The sequence below is a fragment of the Lactonifactor longoviformis genome (genome assembly GCF_042848515.1).
GTDB classification, from domain to species: Bacteria; Bacillota; Clostridia; order Lachnospirales; family Lachnospiraceae; genus Lactonifactor; species Lactonifactor longoviformis.
In genome coordinates, this window is record NZ_AP031453.1 from 4,120,483 (window position 1) to 4,142,830 (window position 22,348).

Sequence of the window (22,348 nt, forward strand, 5' to 3'; positions counted from 1 at the left end):
TTTTCTTCCGCAACATTTACAGTAGAATTATACTTCAAAAATCAGGTCTTCGTAGGATGGCATCGGCCATATCTGCTTATCGACAAGCATCTCCAGCTTATCGATCGGGGCGCGAAGCGCTGCCATTGCCGGAAATACATGGGAATGATAATATTTCGCCCGTACGGCTCCTTCTGCTTCTATTAACGCTTGTTCCGTTACTGCTTTCAGAGCGTCCAGCGCCGTTTTAGCTTCTGCCAGCAGTGCTGAAACCTCATTCAGCAGTGCTGCCTGTACGGAACAGTCTGCCCCCGTGGTTTTCACAACCAGCACTGAATCTGCCAGCGTCTTTGTATAATGTATAACAGCCGGAATAATCTGCTTGCATGCCATATTGATCATCGTACGAGCCTCAATATTGATTGCTTTTGCATATGCATCATACTGAACCTCCGCCCGGGATTCCAGCTCGTTCCTTGTAAATACATGGAATTTTTCAAATAGAACAACTGCCGCATCAGAAATAATGGCAGGTATCGCCTCTACCATAGAGCGGACATTCGGCAGGGCGCGCCTTTCTGCCTCGCGTGTCCATTCTTCAGAATAACCGTCTCCGTTGAAAATAATCCTGCGGTTCTCCGCCGCATATTCCCTGAGCAGACCATTGACTGCCTGACTCACGTCATCTGCCCTCTCCAACACGTCGCATGCCTCGCAGAAAGCTTCTGCAACGATGGTATTAAGTACAATATTCGCTCCTGCAGCAGAATCACTGGAACCGACCATGCGGAACTCAAATTTATTTCCGGTAAATGCAAACGGGGAGGTGCGGTTTCTGTCTGTCGCATCTTTTGCTAGAGTCGGAAGCGTTCTCACACCGGTCAAAAGTCTGCCGCCTTTTAAGCTTCGGGTTGCTTCCCCAGTACGGATCAACTGCTCCAGCACATCCTCAAGCTGATCCCCGAGGAAAATCGAAATGATCGCCGGAGGTGCCTCATTGGCCCCGAGTCGGTGATCATTCCCGGTGACGGCTGCAGATTCACGCAGCAGATCTGCATGACGGTTGACCGCTTTGATAATACAGGTTAAGATAAGAAGGAACTGTGTATTCTCATGTGGCGTCTTTCCCGGTTCCAGAATGTTGATTCCGTCATCTGTCATCAGCGACCAATTGTTATGCTTGCCAGAACCGTTCACTCCTGCGAAAGGCTTCTCATGGAACAGGCACTTCATTCCATGTCGGTATGCGATTCTCTCAAGCGTCTGCATAATAAGATGATTGTGATCCACAGCTATATTCGCTTCCGCATAAATCGGTACCAGCTCATGCTGCGCCGGTGCCACCTCGTTATGCTGGGTTTTTGCCGGTACGCCCATCCTCCAGAGTTCTCCGTTAACTTCCTTCATAAATGACGCAGCCCTCTGAGGGATCGTCCCGAAATAGTGGTCATCCAATTCCTGTCCTTTCGGAGGCATTGCACCAAACAGAGTACGCCCCGTATAAATCAAGTCTTTTCTCTGTTTGAACTTCTCCGCATCAATAAGAAAGTATTCCTGCTCAATCCCCACGGAAGGAGTCACCCTTTTGGACGCAGTATTGCCAAACAAGCGCAGCAGACGGAGGGCTTGGGTGCTGATAGCTTCCATGGAGCGCAAAAGAGGAGTTTTCTGATCCAATGCTTCCCCCGTATAGGAGCAGAATGCCGTAGGAATACAGAGAGTAGAACCCCCCGCGTCATGCCTTACAAACGCCGGAGAGGTACAATCCCAGGCGGTGTAGCCTCTCGCCTCAAAGGTAGTCCGCAAACCTCCGGATGGAAAGGCAGACGCATCCGGTTCTCCTTTGATCAGCTCCTTACCTGAAAAACTCATCAGCACCTTGCCGTTAGGCAATGGCGCTGAAATAAAAGAATCGTGCTTCTCAGCCGTCACTCCATTCAGCGGCTGGAACCAGTGAGTATAGTGTGTGGCGCCTTTTCCTATTGCCCATTCCTTCATCTCATGGGCAATAACATCCGCTGTCTCCGGATCTAATTCTTTTCTCTCTTCAATCGTTTCCTTCAGATTCTTGTAGATCTTTTTCGGCAGACGTTCCTGCATTACGGTATCATTAAACACATCTTCCCCGAAAATATCCGCAACGCCATATAATTCTAAGCTCATAGTTTTACCTCTTTTCGTATTACTAAAACGGATATTCAGCGCAATTGCTGCTTCATTTGAATCTCCATTACTTATGAATTGTACCACAAGTTGTAATACAGAAGCTTTGTACTATTTCCAAACTTTCTCTTTTCTATTTGTAGCATTCACAACTCTAATGTATTGCTTTCATAAGGCTCTTTTTCTATTATATATGGATCTATAAGTGAATTCTGCCGAATTATATTTTACCGCTCAGCATCTCTATCTTTTCCATTATTCTTGTCTTTTCGTCACCTTCTGCCGGCGTGGGCTGATAATTATTCCGGCTGGAGGAGGAAGATATGGAACATGGAATAATATTCACTGTCTCGTCCTCCTGGAGTTTCCCGTCCAGAAAGGTAAATGTCTGCTGGAAAATCATAGTGTCCTTATCGCTGGGATTTTTATTTCCGCCGAAGCAGAAATTTCCCAGGCTGTATACAATTTTCTTTCCATTATAGGTTTCAATTCCCTGCAGTACATGAGGATGGTGGCCTACCACAAGATCTGCACCATTGTCTACTGCTATATGGGCAAGATCTTTTTGTATTTCATTGGGCACAGTGGCCCTTTCTTCTCCCCAGTGGAAACTTACTATTACAAGATTGGCACCCTGTTCTTTTACCGCCGCGATATTGGTTTTCAGCTGTTCTTCTCTCTCCATGCCATCGGCAAGTACATAGATTCCCACCAGGCCGACCTTCAGCCCTTTGATCTCCATCACCGCGGTCTTGTCATAACCAAAGGTTGTGATATTTGCTTCCTCCAGATACTTTACCGTATCCTCATAACTGGACTCCCCATAGTCTTTGCTGTGGTTATTAGCCATGTTGGCGGCCTCTACTGAACCGTTAGTAAGAATATCCACATAGGATGGATCTCCCTTAAAGGCATAAAGCTTTTCTGCCCGGCTGTCTGAGGTGGTAAGGGTTCCCTCCATATTAACAATGGTAAGATCATCGGCCTCGAATATACTCTTTACATTCTGAAAGAAATAAGCGCCTCCCTGTTCATTGTAATAGGCATTCAGACTGGTGCTCTGATCAAACCCCTCGTCTGTCCCCAGGGTGCAGTCCCCCGCAGTACTCACCGTGATCTGAACAGGCTCTGCTGATGCTTTATCATCCGTTTCTTCCTGTCCTTTTTTCTCCTCCACATTCTGAGTATCGGCGGACACCGTCTTATTCTTTTTTGCTGTCTTATCCTCTGGCTTCGATCCGCAGCTCTTAATCCCTGCAGAGATGGCTATTATTACAATCAAAAGGAGGATACCGCAGCCAGCGCCAAACAAAAATTTTTTTCTTTTATAGTCTTTTCCCTTAAATCTGTATCTGGATTTTCTCATTTTATCTCACAGTCTCTTTCTGAGGAATTGCTTCCTCCGTTCATTCTATTGTCATCTGTCTCTGAATTAAGAAATGTAATTTTTGCAAAAAAATAAATGCCCAGAGCCGGAATCGAACCAGCGACACGAGGATTTTCAGTCCTCTGCTCTACCAACTGAGCTATCTGGGCATTTTGCGGACGCCTTCGCATCACACATTTGGAATAATAACATAATTTTCATTAAATTTCAATACCCAATTTGTTCTTATATCCGTGCCGGAGATTGTAGCAGAAGCGTTGGCAGAGAGCTGTTTAGCCGCATCTTATAACACTGGTTCCAGTGATAAATGTTCCACAAATTGATACGACAAATGAATAAACAGGCGGACTTTCTCGTCATTCAGATCTGCATCTAAAATCGTTTCGATCTTTCTCAGTCTTTGATACAGGGTATTTCTGTGAATATACAGGTTTTTAACCGTTAATGCTGCATTGCGCTCACATTGAATATATACTCTCAGGGTATGCAGTAAATCCGTTTGATTCTTTGTATCGTATAGATAAAGCTGTACAATGCCAGGGAAGCACAGATGTCTGCCGTCAATCCTGCTGGTTCCATAGTGGAGAAAGTAATAAAATACATAATCCCGGAAATCATAGCACCACTCATCAGGGGCATACTTTTCTCCCATTTCCAATGCACCGAGAGTCTGCAGGTAATAGCTTGGAAAGGTGTGAAATTCAAAGAAATCATAACTAATCCCCACACGGAACACTCCCTCAGTCAAAAAGGAGGACAGCCAGTAAATAAGCTGCTGGCGCTCCAAGCCCTGTTGGGTCAGGTTCACCAAAAAAATAATATTATCGTCGTAATAAAAGGCAAAACTTCCGGGAAACTGCAGTTCTAAATTAGTGCATACATTGTAGTATACTACGCCAACCTTGTCCCACCTGCTGGTTTGATAGGTCATGCAGATATATGTATCCGTATTCTTCCAATTCATAGAGAGGAGATAACGGTCAATACACGCTTGTTCCATCTGATGATTATTCAGCAATTCTTTCAAAAAATTTTCAAATCTGACCGGATGCCCTGTATGAATATAGTTTTTATTGAATGTCAGGTGAATGAAATCTGCAAAATATTTCGCCAGAATGCGGTGACTTTCCATGAGCGGTGCCTGCGTTTCCAGCACAGCCACCGTAATACGAAGCTTATTTTTTTTGACAGATGCTAAGATCATGTTGCAGGGAAAATAGTCCTCAGAGATTAGAAAAGTACCGTCATCCGATTTTTTATGTATATATTCCGGAGACGTCTTAATGGTGTTGATCGCATCCAGCGGCAGAATTTTTGTACCTGACCAGGGATCTACCGCCCACGTAACTCCGGGTATCTCATAGTCCAGATTATTCATGACGCAATAATTCTGATCAAAGATAATGACTGGGTTATTAAAAAGCTCTTGCCCGATGGTAACTACCTTTTCAAATCCTTCGTTTTTGGAGACAGCTTCGTACAGCCGATGATCGATTTCCTGATATTTAACGAAAATATCTGAAATCTCATTGAAAATATCATAGAAGTCCTCTTTGCGCATCTCCCCTTCCAAAATAAGAATATCTGAATTGGCACGTTCGAAAATCCCATCATTCACTGATCCTATTACAATCAATGTAGTATTGTTGGGGCAATTAAACCTATCCGTCACATTTTTTGCAGACACCATATAGCAAATATCAGAGGAAAAATTCATGCCTCTCCGATAAATTCCCACTCCCTTCATTTGCAGTCTGCGCTGACTTATTTTGTTTCTGCGGAGTATATGAGATGGATAATGCGCCAACTCGTCCGCAATAAGTTCCAGACAAAGATTCAAAACGGCAACACCTCCTTAAACCAAATTCGGAAAAACCAGGCTTTCTAATCTCAGTAATAATTATACTCTTTTCACAATTGCATTTCAAATGATAGCGCAAATGTGCAATGTGCAGGCTGCACATTTTTTGTCTGATTCGAGAGGCAGTATGTCCCCCTGCCGCACATATCCGCTGGATAACATTGTCGATAAAGTTGAAAATCCTGCCCATTTTATAAAAAAATCTATAGCCAGTATGAATATTTCTTGTTTTTAGATAAAGACGTATACTATCTCTATCAAAAAAATTGCGAGGAGGGATATATATGTCAAACCCTATTTCCAAAACAAAGCATCGTTTTCCGCCCTATTTCTATCTTCTAATCGTTATTCTGCAATATTTGACTGCCGGCTTTTGCCAGTATAAGCTGCAGCCCGTCCTGACCTACTTGATGGAAGGGATGTCAATTACAGAAACAAAGGCAGGCCTGCTGATTTCGGCGCTCAGTATTCTCAGTGTATTCCTGGCTGTTCCTTTCGGCGTCCTGATGGGCAGGATTGGGCCGAGAAAAACCGGTTTTATTGCTACAGGAATGGTCATTCTGGGCTCATTTGCCGGAACATTTTTCACAACTAACTTCTATGGACTTTTCGTCTCCCAGCTGATTGTGGGCGTTGGTATCTGCGGCGCCGGTATTCTTGGCCCCTATATCATCGCCTGCCTGTTTAAGCCGGAACTTCGCGGCCGCGCCAACGGCTGGTACATAACCGCCGGAACCATTGCACAGCTGGTTATGTTTAACCTGGTCCCGCGTATCACAACAGCCGATAATGTAACCCCAGCCTGGTGGTTTACCACACTCTACGGCGTTGTTATACTGATCCTCTGGGCACTCTTCATTACTGATGAGGTTGCGCCCCCGGCGTCCAAACTCCAGCCTGCCGATACAGGATCCGCAGGAAAGGGTTCTTCTCTGCTTGCTGCACTAAAAGATCCCAAAGTTCTTCAGCTTTCCATCGGCGGCTTTGCTTTTATGATGAGTACTATGGCGGTTATGAATTTTGCCCCCGCCTATCTGACGCTGGGACGCGGCTATGATCCGGTCACCGCTTCTACCCTGGTCAGCGGATCTGCTGTCGTAGGTGCCATCTCCACAGCACTCGGCGGCACCCTGTCGGATCTATTGAAAACCAGAAAGTGGATTTTTCTAATCGCACTTCTCTGGATGGCGGTCTCCCGGGTACTGATCGTAACACTTCCTGACGGCATTCTCCTGAATCTGACGCTCTGGGGACAAGGCATTCCTGCTGTATGTATGGGTCTGATCTATACTGTTGCCGGTGAAACGTTTGAGCCCCGCATAGCTAGTATAGGTATTTCCGCTGTCAATATGTTTATTGGTCTGGGCGGTCTGGTGGCGGCGACCCTCTTCGGCGTACTGGCACAAAGTGCAGGCTACACCACCACATTCATTGTTTTCGCAGTTATTACCTTGGGCGGCCTGGTCGGTGTGTGCACCATTAAGGGCGTAAAATAAAAAATAAGTTTCTGAATTGAAAGGAGGATTTCACAATGTCAATGACTCTAAAAGAAAATGCATTAGCAATTTACAATGGTCAGCAGCCGGATTTTTACGGTGATCTTATGAACGCTGTTGAACTGATTGGGGACCCGGTTCTCATGGGGGATATGCCGCCCCAGGACGGCCTGGAACACGCAGATTCCTGGGGCACAGTTTATGTCTATAAGCCGGGAGCCCCTGGCCCTCATCCCCATGTGACTCCGGAAAATGCTGTCATTAAGGATATTGAAAACTGGGAATCTCAGTTAAAGGTTCCCTCACTGGATCAATACGACTGGTCCATGGCAAGGGCACAGGCAGCCGCTGTGGACAGAAATGAAAAGTTCGTAGGCTTCTTTTGTGCAGGCGGCCTGTTCGAACGCTCCCATCACTTAATGGGAATGGAAAATGCACTGGTAAACTACATGGAATACCCTGAAGAAATGGCGGCACTTCTCCGTGTAATTGCGGATTATAAAATCAAACTGATCCGCCTGGCCGCCGAACAATTTCATCCTGATATCATTTTCTATCATGATGACTGGGGTTCTAAACAAAATGTATTCCTTCCGCCCAGTGTATGGCGAAAGATTATCAAGCCTCTGCAGAAAGAAATTGCTGATACGATACACGAATGCGGCATGATCTATATGCATCATGCGGACTGCATTTGCGAACCTATTGTAACCGATATGGTGGAAATTGGTGTGGACATCTGGCAGGGCGTCATCGCGCAGAATGATATTGTTAAGATTCAGCGTGTCACTGATGGGAAGCTGGCCATGGTTGGCGGTATCGACGGCCCTAAGGTGGATATCGCCAACATAACCGAAGAGGCCATCCGTTCCGAGGTTCGGCGTGCCATTGACACCTATTGTCCCGGCGGCAGATTCTATCCTTCCATCCCCAACGGCATCTGTTTCCTTGAATGGAACAACAGCATCGTGATGGATGAACTGGCTGCCTATGGTCGTCGGTATGCCCTGGAACATCCTATTTGAGTTCCATTATAAACAAAAAAGAGAAGCTCTGCCCGGATTCTGCCGTTTAACGCAGGATCCGGGCGGAGTTTCTCCATGCTATTTATAATTAAGAACAGATTTCAACTAATCTCTGGCCCAGTCAAAGGAGCATCTCACTGCCTTTTTCCACCCTTTTAAAAGGCCGGATCTTTTTTCTTCATCCATATCAGGGGCAAACGCATGTTCCAGGGCCCAGTACTTCCGAATCTCCTCTCTGTCCTTCCAGAATCCCACTGCAATCCCGGCCAGATAAGCTGCACCCAGAGCAGTTGTCTCAATACACTGAGGACGTTCCACCCGGGCATTCAGAATGTCTGACTGAAACTGCATCAAGAAATTGTTGGCACAGGCTCCCCCATCTACTTTTAGACTATTCAGCGGCACCCCAGCGTCCTGTTCCATTGCTTTTATCACATCATGCACCTGATAAGCCAACGACTCCACAGTCGCTCTTATCAAATGCGCTTTTCCGGTTCCTCTGGTAATTCCCACTACCACACCTCTGGCATACTGATCCCAGTAGGGCGCACCCAGACCGGTAAATGCCGGCACTACATAGATATCGTTGCTGTTCTCCACGGACAGGCAGTACTTTTCTGATTCTCCGGCGTTCCTCAGCATCTCAAGATCGTCCCGCAGCCACTGAATGGCCGCCCCAGCCACGAACACACTTCCCTCCAGAGCATACTGCACCTTATCTGAAAAGCTTGCGGCTATGGTAGTCAGGAGTCCGTTTCTGGAGCGCACGGCCTGTTCCCCTGTATTCATCAAAAGGAAGCATCCAGTGCCGTACGTATTTTTCACATCTCCTTTTTCCAGACAGCACTGGCCGAATAATGCGGCCTGCTGATCTCCGGCCGCTCCTGCGATGGGGATTCCCCCCTGCAGTACACTCTCATCAGTATATCCGTAGATGCAGCTGGAGGGCTTTACCTGGGGCAGCATACACTCCGGAATATCCAGGCGTTCAAGGATCTCCTTGTCCCAGGCCAGGTTGTGAATATCAAAGAGCATAGTCCTTGAGGCATTGGTATAGTCGGTCACATGTACTGCTCCCTGGGTAAGCTTCCATATCAGCCAGGTATCTACTGTTCCGAACAAAAGCTCACCTTTTTGGGCACGTTCTCTCGTCCCTTCCACGTGATCCAGGATCCACTTTACCTTACTCCCTGAAAAATAAGCATCGGGAATCAAGCCTGTTTTCTCCAGAATCAAGCGGTCAAATCCATCCGCCTTTAATTCTTCTATAATATCCGCGGTTCTCCTGCACTGCCACACAATGGCAGGATATACTGGTTCTCCCGTTGCCTTGTCCCAGACAATGGTTGTCTCCCTCTGATTTGTAATGCCTATGGCTCCAATCTCCCGGGAGGCAACGCCGATACGGCTCATAGCCTCCGTGGCAACACTAATCTGGGAAGACCATATTTCCATGGGATCATGCTCTACCCAGCCCGGTTTAGGAAAATACTGAGTAAACTCCTTTTGCGCCATGCTGCATATCTTGCCTTCCCGGTTGAACAAAATGCACCTGGAACTGGTTGTCCCCTGATCCAGTGCCATAATATATTTTTTCATAGAAGTCCTCTCTTACCCGATCGTATTCGTAATTGTGCCAATCCCCTCTATGCCGCATTCCACCACATCACCTTTGCGCAGAAACTTCGGGGGTACAAATCCCATCCCCACGCCTGCAGGCGTTCCCATAGAGATAATCGTTCCTGCCTGCAGCATCATCCCGGATGACAGTTCCTCAATGACATGAGGAATGTCAAAGATAAGAAGATCTGTAGTGCTGTTCTGCCGCAGTTCTCCGTTTACCCGGCTTTTAATTCCGAAGATCGGAGGATTGGGCGTCTCATTCGCAGTCTTAATAAATGGTCCCATAGGGGTAAAGCCGTCCAGGCTTTTTCCAAAATACCACTGCTGATGTCTTGTCTGGATATTCCGCGCACTGATGTCGTTGATAATTGTATATCCAAACACATAGTCAAATGCCTCCTCTTTTGAAACATTCCTGGCATTTTTTCCGATAATCACGGCCAGTTCGGCCTCATAGTCCAGGCTGTCCACCAGTCCGGGATAAGAAGGAACGATGCCTCCGTCTGGCACTGCTTCATTTACCCGTTTAGAAAAATACACGGAATATGGCGCTTTGCCGCCGAATGCCTCATTCTTATATCTGGTTGACTCAATGGCGTGTTCCATATAATTCATTCCCAGACAGATAATATCCTGCTTTGGACGGGGGATGGGCGCGCAGTGTTCCACCTCATCATAATTAAGGTATTCATGATTCCCGGTCCCCGCTTCCTGCTCCAGCATCAGAAGCTCCTGCCGGGTAATATGGTCAATCAAATCGTTCATGTCATGGAACCGCAGCCCAAACTGTTCCAGAGGATAAAACCTTCTCGGTTCCAGCTTACACATTACTCCCAGACGTTCCTTGTCATCTTTATTCAGTTTGTAGGTTAATAATTTCATTCCTTGTTCCCCCTCCTGTTTTGTACATAATTGATATGATGAAATTGGCCCTATATTTGGATATATTTTACCATAATAAAGCTCAAAAAACTATCCCCTATTGTTCAGCGGGAGAGCGGATAAAGGTTTCTGTCCTAAATTCCAATAGATTTTTTCAAAATGCTCTTGACTTTTTCCCCGAATCATAGTATTATATACGAGTCGCTGAACAAAACAGTGATAAAAAACTTCATTGTGCGGGTGTAGTTCAATGGTAGAACACTAGCCTTCCAAGCTAGATACGTGGGTTCGATTCCCATCACCCGCTTCATCGAAAGATGTATATGCGCGAGTGGCTCAGTTGGTGGAGCGCGACCTTGCCAAGGTCGAGGCCGCGGGTTCGAGTCCCGTCTCGCGCTCTTTTTGATCTTGTGTAAATAAAACAGTCCATTTATAAAGCCGCCTCATTTATTATTGGGGCGGCCTTTTTACTGCATGGGAAACTCTCCTGCTTCTCTCTGCAGCTGTGTGAGCTGTCTTTTTATTTCTTTAAAATACATATCCTCCGGATTAATCTGAAGCACATAGTTCACCTTTCCCAAAAGGCCTGCCAGATATGCTTCTTTGGATTTATTGCTTGAAACCCGGCCGGGATCCGGGCCGTATTTCAGACAGTAGTGGCACTCCTGCCGAAGTCTTCTTCTGTAGTCTCTGTCTGCCTGAGGCTTTTCATTTACCACAATTCCAGTCACCATCTGTCTGGTTCCGGAGTCAAGTACTTTTGTTTTTTTGGGGTTGAGCTCAAATCCCAAAATTCTCAGGTAGCTCTCCACCTTATTCTTTACTTCCCGGCTGTCAAAGGATCCGGAAAATGTCATATCGTCACAGTATCTGGTATAAGTAATCTCCCGTATCCGGCACCAGTTTCCCATAGATTCGTCAAAGCTTTTCAGCACCAGATTGGATACTGCACCTGATGTGGGCGCACCCTGGGGCAGGTAGTCTCTGTAACAGCACAGGTGAGTGAGAAGGGTTCCCACGCTTCCCGGAAACAGCAGACCTCCGAACACGCTCTGCCGAACCTGAAAAAAAGTAATGTTTCCGAAAAAGTCTCTCATATCCAACTTCAGTATTTTCCCTTTTCCAGTGTGGGGAACTGCGTTGCACAGAATACTTTTTCCCTTCCGATAAGCCGTCGCATACGAAGATACAGGCAAACCATCCAGGACATTTCTGAGCAGATTTTTCTGAACTTTTTTTAAGAATGCATCCGGAACCTGGAGGGTCCTTTGTCTGCCGCCTTTTCCTGTAATTTCTTTCAGGTGATAGTGGTTCTCCGCATGGTTGCTCAGGGAATAAAGACAGGCCAGCTGTTTTTCCCTGCTCCAATCAACGTTCCCCAGAAGTCTCAGATCCAGCAGCATATCCCTGCACTGTTCCCCTGTACAATATTTCCAGATATCTATATTCCCCATATCCTGCCTCCGGCTGTATATTCTGTCTTTTCTCCTTTTTAACAAAGACAGCGGCAGCACAAATAAGGAGATACCGAAAGCTGCGGAAAGGTACAAGGCCGAAGGCCAAAGCACACGAAGTGTGCCGAAGTACCTTGCAGGCAGCTTTCGGGGTGCAGGGCACTGCACCTGATACTGTTTGCATGATTCCGGGGAGGCGACTCGCCATCCGGCCAAAAATAACTTTGGATTGGCTGCAGCCGCTGTCATGTTAAGGTTTATAGTAGCATAGAATGGCGTACAGATCCAGTGCTTCCGTTACATTACCTGCTGCTTCGCTCCCATGCCTCCCCTACGGCCCTGGCCACTGCAGGCGCTACCCTTGGGTCAAAGGCATTCGGTATAATATAATCCGCCTTCAGTTCCTCCTCAGATACCAGACCGGCTATGGCATAAGCCGCAGCAAGCTTCATCTCGTCGTTGATATCCTTCGCTCTGACATCCAAGGCTCCCCGGAAGATGCCTGGGAAAGCAAGCACGTTGTTAATCTGATTGGGAAAATCGCTCCGTCCGGTTCCCACAACAGCTGCTCCTGCTTCCAGCGCAAGGTCCGGCATAATCTCCGGTGTAGGATTGGCCATTGGGAAAAGTATGGGATCTTTTGCCATGGACATCACCATTTCTTTTGTCACTGTACCCGGTGCGGATACCCCGATAAATACATCCGCTCCCTTAAGCATATCCTGAAGGCTGCCCTTTCTCTTCTCTTTATTAGTAATCAGGGCCATCTCTTCCTTAACCGGATTCAGCCCTTCCCGGCCTTCATAAATTGCCCCGTTTCGGTCACACATTACAACATGTTTCAGCCCAAGGCTTACCAACAGCTTAATGATGGCGATCCCCGCAGCACCGGCCCCTGAAGTAACCACCTTTATATCTTCCAGTCTGCGGCCGGTGAATTTTAAAGCATTTAACAAGGCTGCAACGGTCACAACCGCGGTGCCATGCTGATCGTCATGGAAGATCGGAATATCACAGCACTCTTTCAGCCGTCTTTCAATTTCAAAGCATCTGGGGGCAGAGATATCCTCCAGATTCACGCCCCCGAAGCTTCCCGCCAGAAGGCGCACAGTATTTACAATATCGTCTACCTCTTTACTGCGGATACACAAAGGAAAGGCATCTACATTGCCAAAGCTCTTAAATAATACACATTTCCCCTCCATAACCGGCATTCCTGCCTCAGGCCCTATATCTCCCAGCCCCAGTACGGCACTTCCATCTGTCACAACAGCTACCATATTGTGACGCCGGGTATATTTATAAGAAAGCTCGGTATCCTCAGCAATCTTCAGACAGGGCTCTGCCACACCGGGCGTATAAGCCACGGAGAGAGCCTCTGCGGAGTCTACCTTTGCTCTGCTGATAACTTCTATTTTTCCCTGCCATTTTTCATGTTCCTGTAATGCAAATTCTTTTTTGTCCATGTTTTGCTCCTTTTAGCTGGCCGCCTTCTCGGGGGCCTCTAATGCTTTTGTAAGAAATTCCCGCATCGTTTCCGCTGAATCTTCCATCTTCTTCTTTTCTGCCTCGTCCATAGGGATATCCAGTACCCTCTGAATCCCTTTTCCATTAATTACACAGGGAAGACTGAATGCAATTCCCCGGTAGGAGGGGAACTCCTCTCCCAATACATGAGATACCGGCAGCACGGTATTCCCGTCTGACAGGATTGCCTCAGCGATTCTGGACGTCATCATGGCGATTCCGTAAAAGGTTGCACCTTTAAGCTGAATTACCTCCGCACCCGAATCCCGGGCCCGCTCTCCAAGGGCTTCGTGGTCCAGTTCTCCCTTACAGCCCATGGCTTTTCTAAACTGGTCTACAGGTTCCCCGGCAATGGTAGCGCTGCTCCATACCGGTACCTGGCTGTCTCCGTGTTCTCCCAGGATATATGCGTTTACATCACAGACATCCGCACCCAGCTCTTCGCTGATCAGATAACGGAAACGTGCGGTATCCAGCGTTGTTCCCGTGCCGATCACCCGTTCTGAAGGGAGGCCGGATTCCTGGCATGCAACATAGGTAGAAATATCTACCGGATTCGAAACTACGATCAAAATAGGATTCTCAGCATATTTCATGATATTCCGGGTAATGCTCCGGACAATTGCCACGTTAGATTTTGCCAAGTCCAGCCTGGTCTGCCCCGGTTTTCTGGCCATACCAGCTGTGATTACAATAATTGCCGCGTCCTCACATTCCTCATATCCGCCTTTTCTGACCTTGATCTGACGGAAGAAGGCTGTGGCATGGGCGATATCCAGAGCGCTTCCCTTTGCCCTGTCCTCATTAAGATCCACCAGGACGATGTCACTGGCCTGTTTCCGCAGCATAAGGGTATATGCAATCGCTTCCCCTACATTCCCTGCACCAACCACAACAATTTTATTTTTATTCTTATTTTTTCCCATCTCTGCATTCTCCTATTTTCATAACAACAAGTTAACACTGCAATGCATGATAATTTTATAACAAAAGGCCTTTTTCTGTATTATATCTCATTTGCATTTCCTATGGCGTTAAGGTGCCGTTAATATTGTCATTGTACTGTTTATAGGGTACAATAGTTAAAACTATATGATTTATAAACTCAGAGAGGTAGCTATGGAACGTGATTTAACGGTAGGAAATGAAAAAAAGGTTATGCTGCAGTTCGCACTCCCTATGATTGTGGGCAACCTTCTGCAGCAATTCTATAATATTGCGGATTCTTTTATTGTAGGACGTTTTATTGGTCCGGAAGCACTGGCAGCCGTGGGCACCTCTTTTGCGCTCATGACATTCCTGACCTCGGCAATTATAGGTCTCTGCATGGGTAGCAGCGTTGTCTTTTCTATGTTTTACGGAGCCAAAGACGAAAAGAGAATGGGGGACAGCTTTTTTGTGGCTTTTCTCCTGATTGCCCTTTTTACCGTGGTAATTAACCTCCTCACTTATGTTTTTACAGACGGAATCATACACGTTCTCCGGATTGACAGTTCCATACGTTCCATGACAAAAGAATATCTGGTCGTCATCTTCGGCGGAATCTGCTTTATCTTTCTATATAATTTTTTCGCAGCCATTTTAAGGAGCATGGGGAATTCCACGGTTCCTGTTATCTGCATCGGAGTGTCCGCAGTTTTGAACATTGGCCTGGATCTTTTGTTTGTAGTAGGCTTCCATTGGGGCATTGCGGGAGCCGCCTGGGCGACGATCACCGCTCAGGGGGTATCCGCCCTTTTAATTATGGTTTATACACTGACAAAGGTGCCTCTGGCCAGACTCTCAAGGAACAATATGCATTTCGACCGCGCCCTTGCCAAAGAGATTGCAGGCTGCTCCGCTCTTACCAGCGTCCAGCAGTCCATTATGAATCTGGGAATCCTTATGGTGCAGGGTCTGGTAAACAGCTTCGGAGTATCTGTCATGGCCGCCTTTGCCGCAGGAGTCAAGATAGACGCCTTTGCCTATATGCCGCTGCAGGACTTCGGGAACGCATTTTCCACTTACATAGCACAGAATAAGGGAGCCGGAAAAACAGAACGAATCCACAGGGGAATCCGCTCCGCCATCCAGTTATCCACTATTTTCAGTCTCCTGATTTCTTTTATTATATTTTTCTTTGCCACACCCCTGCTCACGATCTTCATTGCCCCGGATCAGACAGAGATTCTAAGGATTGGAACCAGTTATCTCAGAATTGAGGGAGTCTTTTACCTGGGCATAGGACTTCTGTTTCTTCTCTATGGGCTTTACAGGGGACTGGGACACCCGGGTATGTCGGTGATCCTGACCGTCATCTCGCTGGGCACCAGGGTACTCCTGGCATATCTTTTGGCCCCTGTGCCGGCAATCGGACTGACCGGAATCTGGAGCGCCATTCCTATCGGCTGGCTGCTGGCGGATCTTACCGGACTAATCTACTATGCAAAGAAGAAGAATACCCTGTAATGGTACTGTATTCGATTTTCAGCTTGCCACTTTTACGTCTGTCTGCTATAATGATATAGCTTATAAAAGCATTTGCTTTGACTATGGGAGTAGAAAGGTAACTGGTGTGCCTCCTGGTCTTCAAAACCAGTGTTGGGCGTTAACAGCGTCCTGGGTGGGTTCGATTCCCACATGCTCTCGCCAGAAAATAACCATATTTATATACAAAGAAAGCGGGTTCTCTGTGAACCCGCTTTTTGATTACTGGTTAATCCCTGTGTTCCGTTCATATTCTTTAATCATATCCAGATTGGCCCGCTCTGTCTGGTTGAGCATCCCCTCGCTGAATTCTTCCGCCGGCACGGACGGAGTATACCAGGATTTCCCGCTGAAATACTCCTGCAGATCCTGCGTACTGAACATATAGCCGTGACGGGCATAGATCTCATTTCTGGCTATCCGTATTTCCTCTGCCGAAAGCCCTTCCAGATCCAGCTTCCGGTAGTATCGGCTGTCACTTCCCGGCAGGATATACTCCCTGTCGCTGCTGTCTGAAGGGGTCTCTGTCTTTACCGGTTCCGGTACCGTACTGCCAAAGGGCACCCTGCCGTAAGCTGCATCCGCTGTATCCTCCGAAGAAGCATAATAAATATAATCCCTGTCCACACCCACGGCTCTGCCGGTGACTGACCCCATATCCTTTATCTGTCCGCCGGCATAATTATAGTAGTACACATGATACACTTTAGGGGGATACCAGGTTCCGTTAGTATATTCTCCTGAATACGCAGAATAATAGAACCCCTCCTTGTCATGTCCAATAAGTTCGGTACTCTTTTCCCCCTGATTATCTGTCCTTTTGACCGTTCCCGCGGCCAGATCCAGTACTTTCTGGAAGCTCTCTGTTTCTTTATAGCAGTCAAAGACAGCATAACCGTTCTCCACACTTTTCAGCCATCCCATCTCTCCGTAGGTATCCGTTAAAAGTACCCTGCCTTCACCCCTTCCCGGTTCTAGCTCTGTGAGTTCAAAAATACTCTCGGTGTCGTATCCCGGCTCATTGCAGTGTACATAATAAAGCTTGCCTTCCCGGACAAAGGGGCCGCAGGCTGCCTGCTGATCCAGGACAACCGCATTCCCTGTAGCGGGATCTCCCTCGTAGAGAGGAGATGCGCTCACATCCGTCCTGCCCCCCAGATAGTACAGCCTGTCCCCGCACGTGAGTATGCTGAAGTCCCCCCACATGTCAGGAAACGGCACCTCCCTGACGGTGCCTTCACTCAAATCCTTCTCAACGATTATATGGTCATCCATATCATTTTTCCCTGCTGCCTTGACATATAATTTGCTGCCTATCAGTCCGACCGGCTCCATCCCCATATAATTCCCAAGAATTACTGTCTGCGTTTTCTCCTCAAAATCATAGTATTCAAGAGAGCTGCCGGTCTGCTCCCTGGCATAATACAGACCATCCTCCGTCATCATCAGCCTGTTCCCAACGGTTCCCTGTGTGCTCCAGACCTCCTGCTCCTCCTCGTAGAGAATCAGCTCCCTATCCCCCAGAGCAGCCGTGCGGGTCCCCCTTTGTACTACAAAATTCCCCAGGACAGCAGGAAGTTCTTCCTCTTGGGCAGTCTCCTCTGCATCCACGGTTTCCTGCTCCTCTGCTGTCTGGCTTTCCTTCTGTACCTTCCGGACAGTTTCTGTCCCTTCCGACGGTCCCGCGGCCTTTTCTTTTTTTCCGCCCAGGATTACACACAGCAGTATAACCAGAAAAACTGCCGCCCCTGCAACAATCCCGGCAACTGCCGCCTTCTTTTTCCCCGGCTTCTTTCCGTCTCCCAACCCCTGGGAAGCTCCGCAGTAACGGCAGAAAGCAGAATCCTCCGGCAGCTCTTTTCCGCAATGCTGACAATACATCGTTATCCCCCTTTTCCATTACCATAAACATAACGGGCCGGACCGCAGGCTAAAAGTATGCAGTCCGACCCCGTTATCTAGTTTTCTATAATGCTTTTATTCTCTCAACTGCTTCCACTGTGTTCTCATAGTTTCCAAATGCAGTAAGGCGGAAGTATCCCTCTCCGCTGGGGCCAAAACCGGATCCCGGCGTGCCTACTACGTTAGCCTTTTCCAGAAGATGATCAAAGAATTCCCAGGATGTCATTCCATCCGGAGTCTTCAGCCAGATATAGGGAGCGTTAACGCCGCCGGACACGGTGTAGCCTGCGGATTTCAGGCCCTCATAAATCACTTTGGCATTATTCATATAATAGGCAACCTGTTCCTTTAACTGAGCTTTGCCCTCTGGTGAGTATACTGCTTCTCCCGCGCGCTGTACAATATAGGGAGCCCCGTTGTATTTGGTGCCGTGACGTCTTGCCCACAGGGAGTGAAGTGCCACATCGCCGCACTTGAGATCTTTAGGGATTACGGTGAAGCCCAGGCGGACTCCTGTAAATCCGGCATTCTTAGAGAAGCTTCTGAGCTCAATGGCGCAGGTTCTTGCCCCTTCACATTCATAGATAGAGTGGGGAACATCCGGCTCTGAGATGTAAGCCTCATAAGCGGCATCATAAATAATCACAGCCCCGACTTTATTGGCATAATCTACCCATTCCTGAAGCTGTGCTTTTGTTATGGTAGATCCCGTGGGATTATTGGGATAGCAGAGATAGATAAGATCCGGCGTCTCTTCCGGCAGTTGGGGGGCAAAATCGTTCTCAGCCGTACATGGCATGTAGATCACATCGCTCCACGTCTCCGCCTTCGGATCATAGGTTCCGGTTCTCCCCGCCATTACGTTGGAGTCAACATAAACCGGATATACGGGATCGCAGACTGCGATTTTATTATCCAATGCAAAAATTTCCTGTATATTGCTGGAGTCGCACTTCGCCCCGTCAGAAACGAATATTTCATCCGCGCCGATGTCACAGCCTCTGTCTGCATAGTCATTCCTGGCAATTGCACTTCTCAGGAACTCATATCCCAGGTCCGGTGCATATCCGTGAAAGGTCTCTGCATGCGCCATATCTTCCACTGCGTCATGCAGTTTGCCGATAATAGCCGGAGCCAGAGGCTGGGTAACATCTCCAATTCCCAGACGGATAATCTTTTTATCCGGATTGGCTTCTGTGAAAGCATTTACTTTTTTGGCAATGGTAGAAAACAAATAACTGCCCGGCAGTTTCAAATAATTATCATTAATCTTAAACATATATTTCCTCCTAGGTAACTGATTCTGTTCCTATTCTAATATAAACTCCTTCTTCTGGCAATAGGGCAGCTACAGTAAAATTTCTCCTTCAAATACTATTGCCGCAGGCCCTGTCATATACACAAGGTCTTCTTTTCTGTCCCAGAATACTCTGAGATCTCCTCCCAGCAGCTTTACAGTAACCTCCCCGTCCGTATAGCTGTTTACTATGGAGGCAACAGCCACTGCGCAGGCTCCGGTTCCGCAGGCCAGTGTCTCCCCTGAGCCCCTCTCCCAGACACGCATCTCCACGGTGCTTCTATCCAGGACATGCACAAACTCTGTATTGATCCGATCCGGAAATGCAGGGTGATGTTCAAATGCAGGGCCGATTCTTTCAATCTCCAGATTCTTAATGTCGTCCATGTAGACTACAGCATGAGGATTTCCCATAGAAACACCGGTAATATAATACTCCCTACCCTCCACGTCAATGGGTTGCCGGATCACCTGTTCCCGGTCACTGTGTATGGGAATCTGAGACGCCTTCAATATAGGCTTTCCCATATTTACCTTCACCAGGCTTACTTTTCCATTGTCTATGGTCAGCTCCAAATATTTCACTCCGCTCTTTGTATCAATGCTGATATTTGTCTTTTGGGTAAGACCATAGTCATAGACATACTTGGCCACACAGCGAATTCCGTTGCCGCACATAGCCCCCCGGGACCCGTCCGCATTATACATATCCATCTCAAAATCTGCGTTCTTTGAAGGTTTTATTAAAATCAGCCCGTCAGATCCAATACCAAAGTGCCTGTCACTGACAAGCTTTGCCACCCTTCCCGGATCCTCTACCTTTTCCTCCAGGCAATTTACATACACATAGTCATTCCCGATGCCATGCATCTTTGTAAATCTCATATCGATTTCCTCCATTAATTACTTCATCATACGCAGCACCATCTGTGCCGTCTCTGCCATATTTGTGCCGCTGTCCATGCTGCACTTCTGGATATAACGGTGCGCCTCCTCCTCTGTCATATGGTTCCGCTCGATCAAGAGCTTCTTGGCTTCGTCTATTGCCGCCTTTTCCTCCGGACGCCTCTCCTTAGGCATGCAGCGGCGCCTCTTCCTCCGCCTGCTGATGTTCCTCTCCATCATATCCACTGTCTCCAGAAGCTCATGTACCTTCAGAGGCATCTCCACAGAGACAATCCCATTGGGCTCGCATTGACTTAAAACCCGGGCGGACGCCACCAGCAGCATCTCAAAATGCCTGGGCAGGCATTCCGCCAGCTCTGTATAAAGCATATCCGCATAACGGTATCCGCATACCACAATTCCATCATTCAGGGTATTGGCATGATGCAGGGCCTGTGCACCCGTTGTGCACACCGCCGTCACCTCATATCCATGGCGTACGAGCAGATTCCTTATATTTTTTCCATCTTCCTGTTTTGGAAAAAGTACAATCATATTGCTCATTCTTACGCCTCCTGTCTATTCTACCATTAAATAGTATCAATTGCGATAGGAAGCATCAGAATTTGCTGAGATAATGATCTACCTCCCAGTCAGTTACCTGTGTGGTATAATCCTGCCACTCAGCTTTTTTTGCCTGTATGTAGCGTTCCGCCAGATGTTCTCCGAGGACCCCCCTGATGAATTCATCCTTTTCCAGCTCCCTGACGGCCTCTCTTAAATTGGAGGGGAGAGAATCGATCCCCTCCTCTTCTTTCTCGTCCACAGACATATGGAATATATTCTTATCCACGCTTCTGGGCGGTTTTATCTTATTTTTAATACCGTCCAGCCCTGCTGCCAGACAGACTGCCAGGGCAAGATACGGGTTTGCCGTGGGATCCGGGCTTCTCAGTTCTATTCTTGTCTCCTCCCCCCTCGCCGCGGGAATGCGGATAAGCGGGCTTCTGTTCGTAGCCGACCAGGCGATATAAACCGGAGCTTCAAAGCCCGGCACCAGCCTTTTGTAGGAGTTGACCAGGGGATTGGTGATAGCTGTCATCCCTTTCATATGACGGATAATTCCCCCGATAAAATAATAAGCCTCCTCACTCAATCCCAATGCGTCAGCCGGATCCGCGAATACGTTCTTTCCATCTTTAGACAGGGACATATTAATATGCATTCCGGACCCATTTATCCCATACTTGGGCTTTGGCATAAATGTGGCATGGAGTCCGTGGCGTTTGGCAATTGTTTTCACAGCCAGCTTAAAAGTCATAATATTATCTGCGGTGGAGAGGGCTTCGTCATACCGGAAATCTATCTCGTGCTGAGCCGGGGCCACTTCATGGTGCGATGCCTCCACCTCGAATCCCATTTCTTCCAGAGTCAAAACCATATCCCTCCTGGCATTCTCACCCAGATCCAGGGGCGCCATATCAAAATAGCCGGCCTTTTCGTGGCTGAGCGTGGTGGGCAGTCCGTCGTCGTCTGAGTGATACAGGAAGAATTCGCACTCAGGTCCGGCATTAAAGGTATACCCCATTGACGCAGCCTCCTTTAAAGCCCGCTTGAGAATAAACCGGGGATCACCCTCAAATGGAGTTCCGTCAGGACGGTAAATATCACAGATCAGTCGTGCTACCTTTCCCTGCTGAGGCCTCCAGGGAAAAATCTCCAGGGTATCCAGATCCGGGTACAGATACATATCTGATTCCTCAATGCGCACAAATCCATCAATGGAAGAACCGTCAAACATGCATTGATTGTCCAGGGCTTTTTTCAGCTGACTGGAGGTAATTGCTACATTTTTGAACATTCCGAACATATCTGTAAACTGAAGACGGATAAACTCCACATCCTCTTCTTCCACCAGTTCTATGATTTGCTTTTTTGTATATTTTGCCATCTTATACACTCCTCTCTGTTTCATCGGCACAGGATCTATCTCTTTTTCTGCAGAAAAAGGGCGCTCTTTCCCCAGAAAGAACGCCCTTGTCCTGTTTCATAATAGCAGTCGATCTGTGCTTTGTCAATCCTCAACTGCGTCTTCTGTCCCCCGGAGTATGGTCTCCATACTTACATCCAGGATCTTAGAAATCTTCCATATCCTCTCAACCGTTGGATTACACTTTCCCTTCTCCAGGCTGCAGATATAGTTTCTGGTAACCCCGAGCCGGTTTCCAAGCTCTTCCTGGGTAAGTCCCTGTACCTGCCTGCAGTTTCTCAGATTGGCCCCTATCCTGCTCCAAATCTCTGTCTGCTTCTCTTCCATAGTATTCCCCCTCTTTTGTCTCTTTTCTTCCGCGTATACAGCCGCTGAAGAGGTCCTCATAAAATAATACGGAATACTGCCTCA

At 47.5% G+C, this 22,348-nt stretch carries 17 protein-coding genes and 4 tRNA genes; 6 read left to right on the forward strand and 15 right to left on the reverse strand.

Annotated features, from left to right (window positions below):
- Window positions 1-27: 27 nt before the first annotated feature.
- The 4 genes from ACGHCT_RS18805 to ACGHCT_RS18820 all read right to left on the reverse strand — a co-directional run bounded on the left by ACGHCT_RS18805 (window position 28) and on the right by ACGHCT_RS18820 (window position 5,369).
- Window positions 28-2,142 (reverse strand): glutamine synthetase III, encoded by a 2,115-nt coding sequence (locus tag ACGHCT_RS18805; RefSeq protein ID WP_390437220.1) that lies wholly within the window; start codon window positions 2,140-2,142, stop codon window positions 28-30.
- Window positions 2,143-2,362: 220 nt separating this feature from the next.
- Window positions 2,363-3,508: a CapA family protein gene (locus ACGHCT_RS18810; RefSeq protein WP_390437221.1), complete on the reverse strand. Its 1,146-nt coding sequence runs from the start codon at window positions 3,506-3,508 to the stop codon at window positions 2,363-2,365.
- A gap of 97 nt (window positions 3,509-3,605) precedes the next feature.
- Window positions 3,606-3,678: transfer RNA gene (locus tag ACGHCT_RS18815), tRNA-Phe, on the reverse strand.
- A gap of 134 nt (window positions 3,679-3,812) precedes the next feature.
- The gene (locus ACGHCT_RS18820) at window positions 3,813-5,369 is read right to left on the reverse strand and encodes a PucR family transcriptional regulator (protein WP_390437222.1); all 1,557 of its coding nucleotides are present in this window, start codon (window positions 5,367-5,369) and stop codon (window positions 3,813-3,815) included.
- 305 nt (window positions 5,370-5,674) lie between these two features.
- On the opposite strand from ACGHCT_RS18820, the gene ACGHCT_RS18825 reads away from it, so the two are divergent.
- Entirely contained in the window at window positions 5,675-6,886 is a 1,212-nt protein-coding gene (locus ACGHCT_RS18825) for a nitrate/nitrite transporter (RefSeq protein WP_390437223.1), read from the forward strand.
- Between the two features lie 35 nt (window positions 6,887-6,921).
- The gene (locus ACGHCT_RS18830) at window positions 6,922-7,911 is read left to right on the forward strand and encodes a uroporphyrinogen decarboxylase family protein (RefSeq protein WP_390437224.1); all 990 of its coding nucleotides are present in this window, start codon (window positions 6,922-6,924) and stop codon (window positions 7,909-7,911) included.
- A gap of 105 nt (window positions 7,912-8,016) precedes the next feature.
- On the opposite strand, the gene glpK is transcribed toward ACGHCT_RS18830, so the two are convergent.
- Together glpK and ACGHCT_RS18840 are read right to left on the reverse strand one after the other, a co-directional pair.
- A complete protein-coding gene (gene glpK / locus ACGHCT_RS18835; RefSeq protein WP_390437225.1) occupies window positions 8,017-9,510 on the reverse strand; it encodes a glycerol kinase GlpK in 1,494 nt (497 codons plus the stop codon).
- A 12-nt stretch (window positions 9,511-9,522) separates the two neighbouring features.
- Window positions 9,523-10,416 (reverse strand): fumarylacetoacetate hydrolase family protein, encoded by an 894-nt coding sequence (locus tag ACGHCT_RS18840; protein ID WP_072851606.1) that lies wholly within the window; start codon window positions 10,414-10,416, stop codon window positions 9,523-9,525.
- A gap of 236 nt (window positions 10,417-10,652) precedes the next feature.
- Here ACGHCT_RS18840 and ACGHCT_RS18845 point away from each other — a divergent pair.
- Both ACGHCT_RS18845 and ACGHCT_RS18850 read left to right on the forward strand, forming a co-directional pair.
- Window positions 10,653-10,723: transfer RNA gene (locus ACGHCT_RS18845), tRNA-Gly, on the forward strand.
- Between the two features lie 18 nt (window positions 10,724-10,741).
- Window positions 10,742-10,814, forward strand: a tRNA-Gly gene (locus ACGHCT_RS18850).
- 69 nt (window positions 10,815-10,883) lie between these two features.
- Here the strand turns inward: ACGHCT_RS18850 and ACGHCT_RS18855 are convergent.
- From ACGHCT_RS18855 to ACGHCT_RS18865, 3 genes are all read right to left on the reverse strand, one after another.
- Window positions 10,884-11,870 (reverse strand): reverse transcriptase family protein, encoded by a 987-nt coding sequence (locus tag ACGHCT_RS18855; RefSeq protein WP_390437226.1) that lies wholly within the window; start codon window positions 11,868-11,870, stop codon window positions 10,884-10,886.
- Between the two features lie 302 nt (window positions 11,871-12,172).
- Window positions 12,173-13,336: an NADP-dependent malic enzyme gene (locus tag ACGHCT_RS18860; protein ID WP_390437227.1), complete on the reverse strand. Its 1,164-nt coding sequence runs from the start codon at window positions 13,334-13,336 to the stop codon at window positions 12,173-12,175.
- Window positions 13,337-13,348: 12 nt separating this feature from the next.
- Window positions 13,349-14,323, reverse strand: a complete 975-nt coding sequence (locus ACGHCT_RS18865; RefSeq protein ID WP_390437228.1) for an L-lactate dehydrogenase — start codon at window positions 14,321-14,323, stop codon at window positions 13,349-13,351.
- 193 nt (window positions 14,324-14,516) lie between these two features.
- Between ACGHCT_RS18865 and ACGHCT_RS18870 the strand changes: the two genes are divergently transcribed.
- Window positions 14,517-15,845 (forward strand): MATE family efflux transporter, encoded by a 1,329-nt coding sequence (locus ACGHCT_RS18870; protein WP_390437229.1) that lies wholly within the window; start codon window positions 14,517-14,519, stop codon window positions 15,843-15,845.
- An 85-nt stretch (window positions 15,846-15,930) separates the two neighbouring features.
- Window positions 15,931-16,028, forward strand: a tRNA-Sec gene (locus tag ACGHCT_RS18875).
- A 57-nt stretch (window positions 16,029-16,085) separates the two neighbouring features.
- Here the strand turns inward: ACGHCT_RS18875 and ACGHCT_RS18880 are convergent.
- The 6 genes from ACGHCT_RS18880 to ACGHCT_RS18905 all read right to left on the reverse strand — a co-directional run bounded on the left by ACGHCT_RS18880 (window position 16,086) and on the right by ACGHCT_RS18905 (window position 22,264).
- Entirely contained in the window at window positions 16,086-17,744 is a 1,659-nt protein-coding gene (locus ACGHCT_RS18880; RefSeq protein WP_390437230.1) for a YARHG domain-containing protein, read from the reverse strand.
- Window positions 17,745-17,829: 85 nt separating this feature from the next.
- Entirely contained in the window at window positions 17,830-19,044 is a 1,215-nt protein-coding gene (locus tag ACGHCT_RS18885; RefSeq protein ID WP_072851588.1) for an LL-diaminopimelate aminotransferase, read from the reverse strand.
- A gap of 69 nt (window positions 19,045-19,113) precedes the next feature.
- Complete coding sequence (gene dapF, locus ACGHCT_RS18890; RefSeq protein WP_390437231.1) at window positions 19,114-19,947, reverse strand: diaminopimelate epimerase; 834 nt, start codon at window positions 19,945-19,947, stop codon at window positions 19,114-19,116.
- A gap of 18 nt (window positions 19,948-19,965) precedes the next feature.
- Window positions 19,966-20,511 (reverse strand): ANTAR domain-containing response regulator, encoded by a 546-nt coding sequence (locus tag ACGHCT_RS18895; protein WP_072851582.1) that lies wholly within the window; start codon window positions 20,509-20,511, stop codon window positions 19,966-19,968.
- 55 nt (window positions 20,512-20,566) lie between these two features.
- On the reverse strand, window positions 20,567-21,898 hold the full coding sequence (glnA, locus tag ACGHCT_RS18900) for a type I glutamate--ammonia ligase (protein ID WP_390437232.1): 1,332 nt from the start codon (window positions 21,896-21,898) through the stop codon (window positions 20,567-20,569).
- Between the two features lie 123 nt (window positions 21,899-22,021).
- Window positions 22,022-22,264 (reverse strand): helix-turn-helix domain-containing protein, encoded by a 243-nt coding sequence (locus ACGHCT_RS18905; RefSeq protein ID WP_072851578.1) that lies wholly within the window; start codon window positions 22,262-22,264, stop codon window positions 22,022-22,024.
- Window positions 22,265-22,348: the final 84 nt, after the last annotated feature.

Excerpts from the sequence above, each read along its gene's own strand:
- ACGHCT_RS18860 (WP_390437227.1), bottom strand. The coding sequence starts at position 13,336 with ATGGACAAAAAAGAATTTGCATTACAGGAACATGAAAAATGGCAGGGA.
- ACGHCT_RS18810 (WP_390437221.1), bottom strand. The coding sequence starts at position 3,508 with ATGAGAAAATCCAGATACAGATTTAAGGGAAAAGACTATAAAAGAAAA.
- ACGHCT_RS18870 (WP_390437229.1), top strand. The coding sequence starts at position 14,517 with ATGGAACGTGATTTAACGGTAGGAAATGAAAAAAAGGTTATGCTGCAG.
- ACGHCT_RS18830 (WP_390437224.1), top strand. The coding sequence starts at position 6,922 with ATGTCAATGACTCTAAAAGAAAATGCATTAGCAATTTACAATGGTCAG.
- ACGHCT_RS18855 (WP_390437226.1), bottom strand. The coding sequence starts at position 11,870 with ATGGGGAATATAGATATCTGGAAATATTGTACAGGGGAACAGTGCAGG.
- ACGHCT_RS18805 (WP_390437220.1), bottom strand. The coding sequence starts at position 2,142 with ATGAGCTTAGAATTATATGGCGTTGCGGATATTTTCGGGGAAGATGTG.
- glpK (WP_390437225.1), bottom strand. The coding sequence starts at position 9,510 with ATGAAAAAATATATTATGGCACTGGATCAGGGGACAACCAGTTCCAGG.
- ACGHCT_RS18865 (WP_390437228.1), bottom strand. The coding sequence starts at position 14,323 with ATGGGAAAAAATAAGAATAAAAATAAAATTGTTGTGGTTGGTGCAGGG.
- glnA (WP_390437232.1), bottom strand. The coding sequence starts at position 21,898 with ATGGCAAAATATACAAAAAAGCAAATCATAGAACTGGTGGAAGAAGAG.
- ACGHCT_RS18825 (WP_390437223.1), top strand. The coding sequence starts at position 5,675 with ATGTCAAACCCTATTTCCAAAACAAAGCATCGTTTTCCGCCCTATTTC.
- ACGHCT_RS18840 (WP_072851606.1), bottom strand. The coding sequence starts at position 10,416 with ATGAAATTATTAACCTACAAACTGAATAAAGATGACAAGGAACGTCTG.
- ACGHCT_RS18885 (WP_072851588.1), bottom strand. The coding sequence starts at position 19,044 with ATGTTTAAGATTAATGATAATTATTTGAAACTGCCGGGCAGTTATTTG.
- ACGHCT_RS18905 (WP_072851578.1), bottom strand. The coding sequence starts at position 22,264 with ATGGAAGAGAAGCAGACAGAGATTTGGAGCAGGATAGGGGCCAATCTG.
- dapF (WP_390437231.1), bottom strand. The coding sequence starts at position 19,947 with ATGAGATTTACAAAGATGCATGGCATCGGGAATGACTATGTGTATGTA.
- ACGHCT_RS18895 (WP_072851582.1), bottom strand. The coding sequence starts at position 20,511 with ATGAGCAATATGATTGTACTTTTTCCAAAACAGGAAGATGGAAAAAAT.
- ACGHCT_RS18880 (WP_390437230.1), bottom strand. The coding sequence starts at position 17,744 with ATGTATTGTCAGCATTGCGGAAAAGAGCTGCCGGAGGATTCTGCTTTC.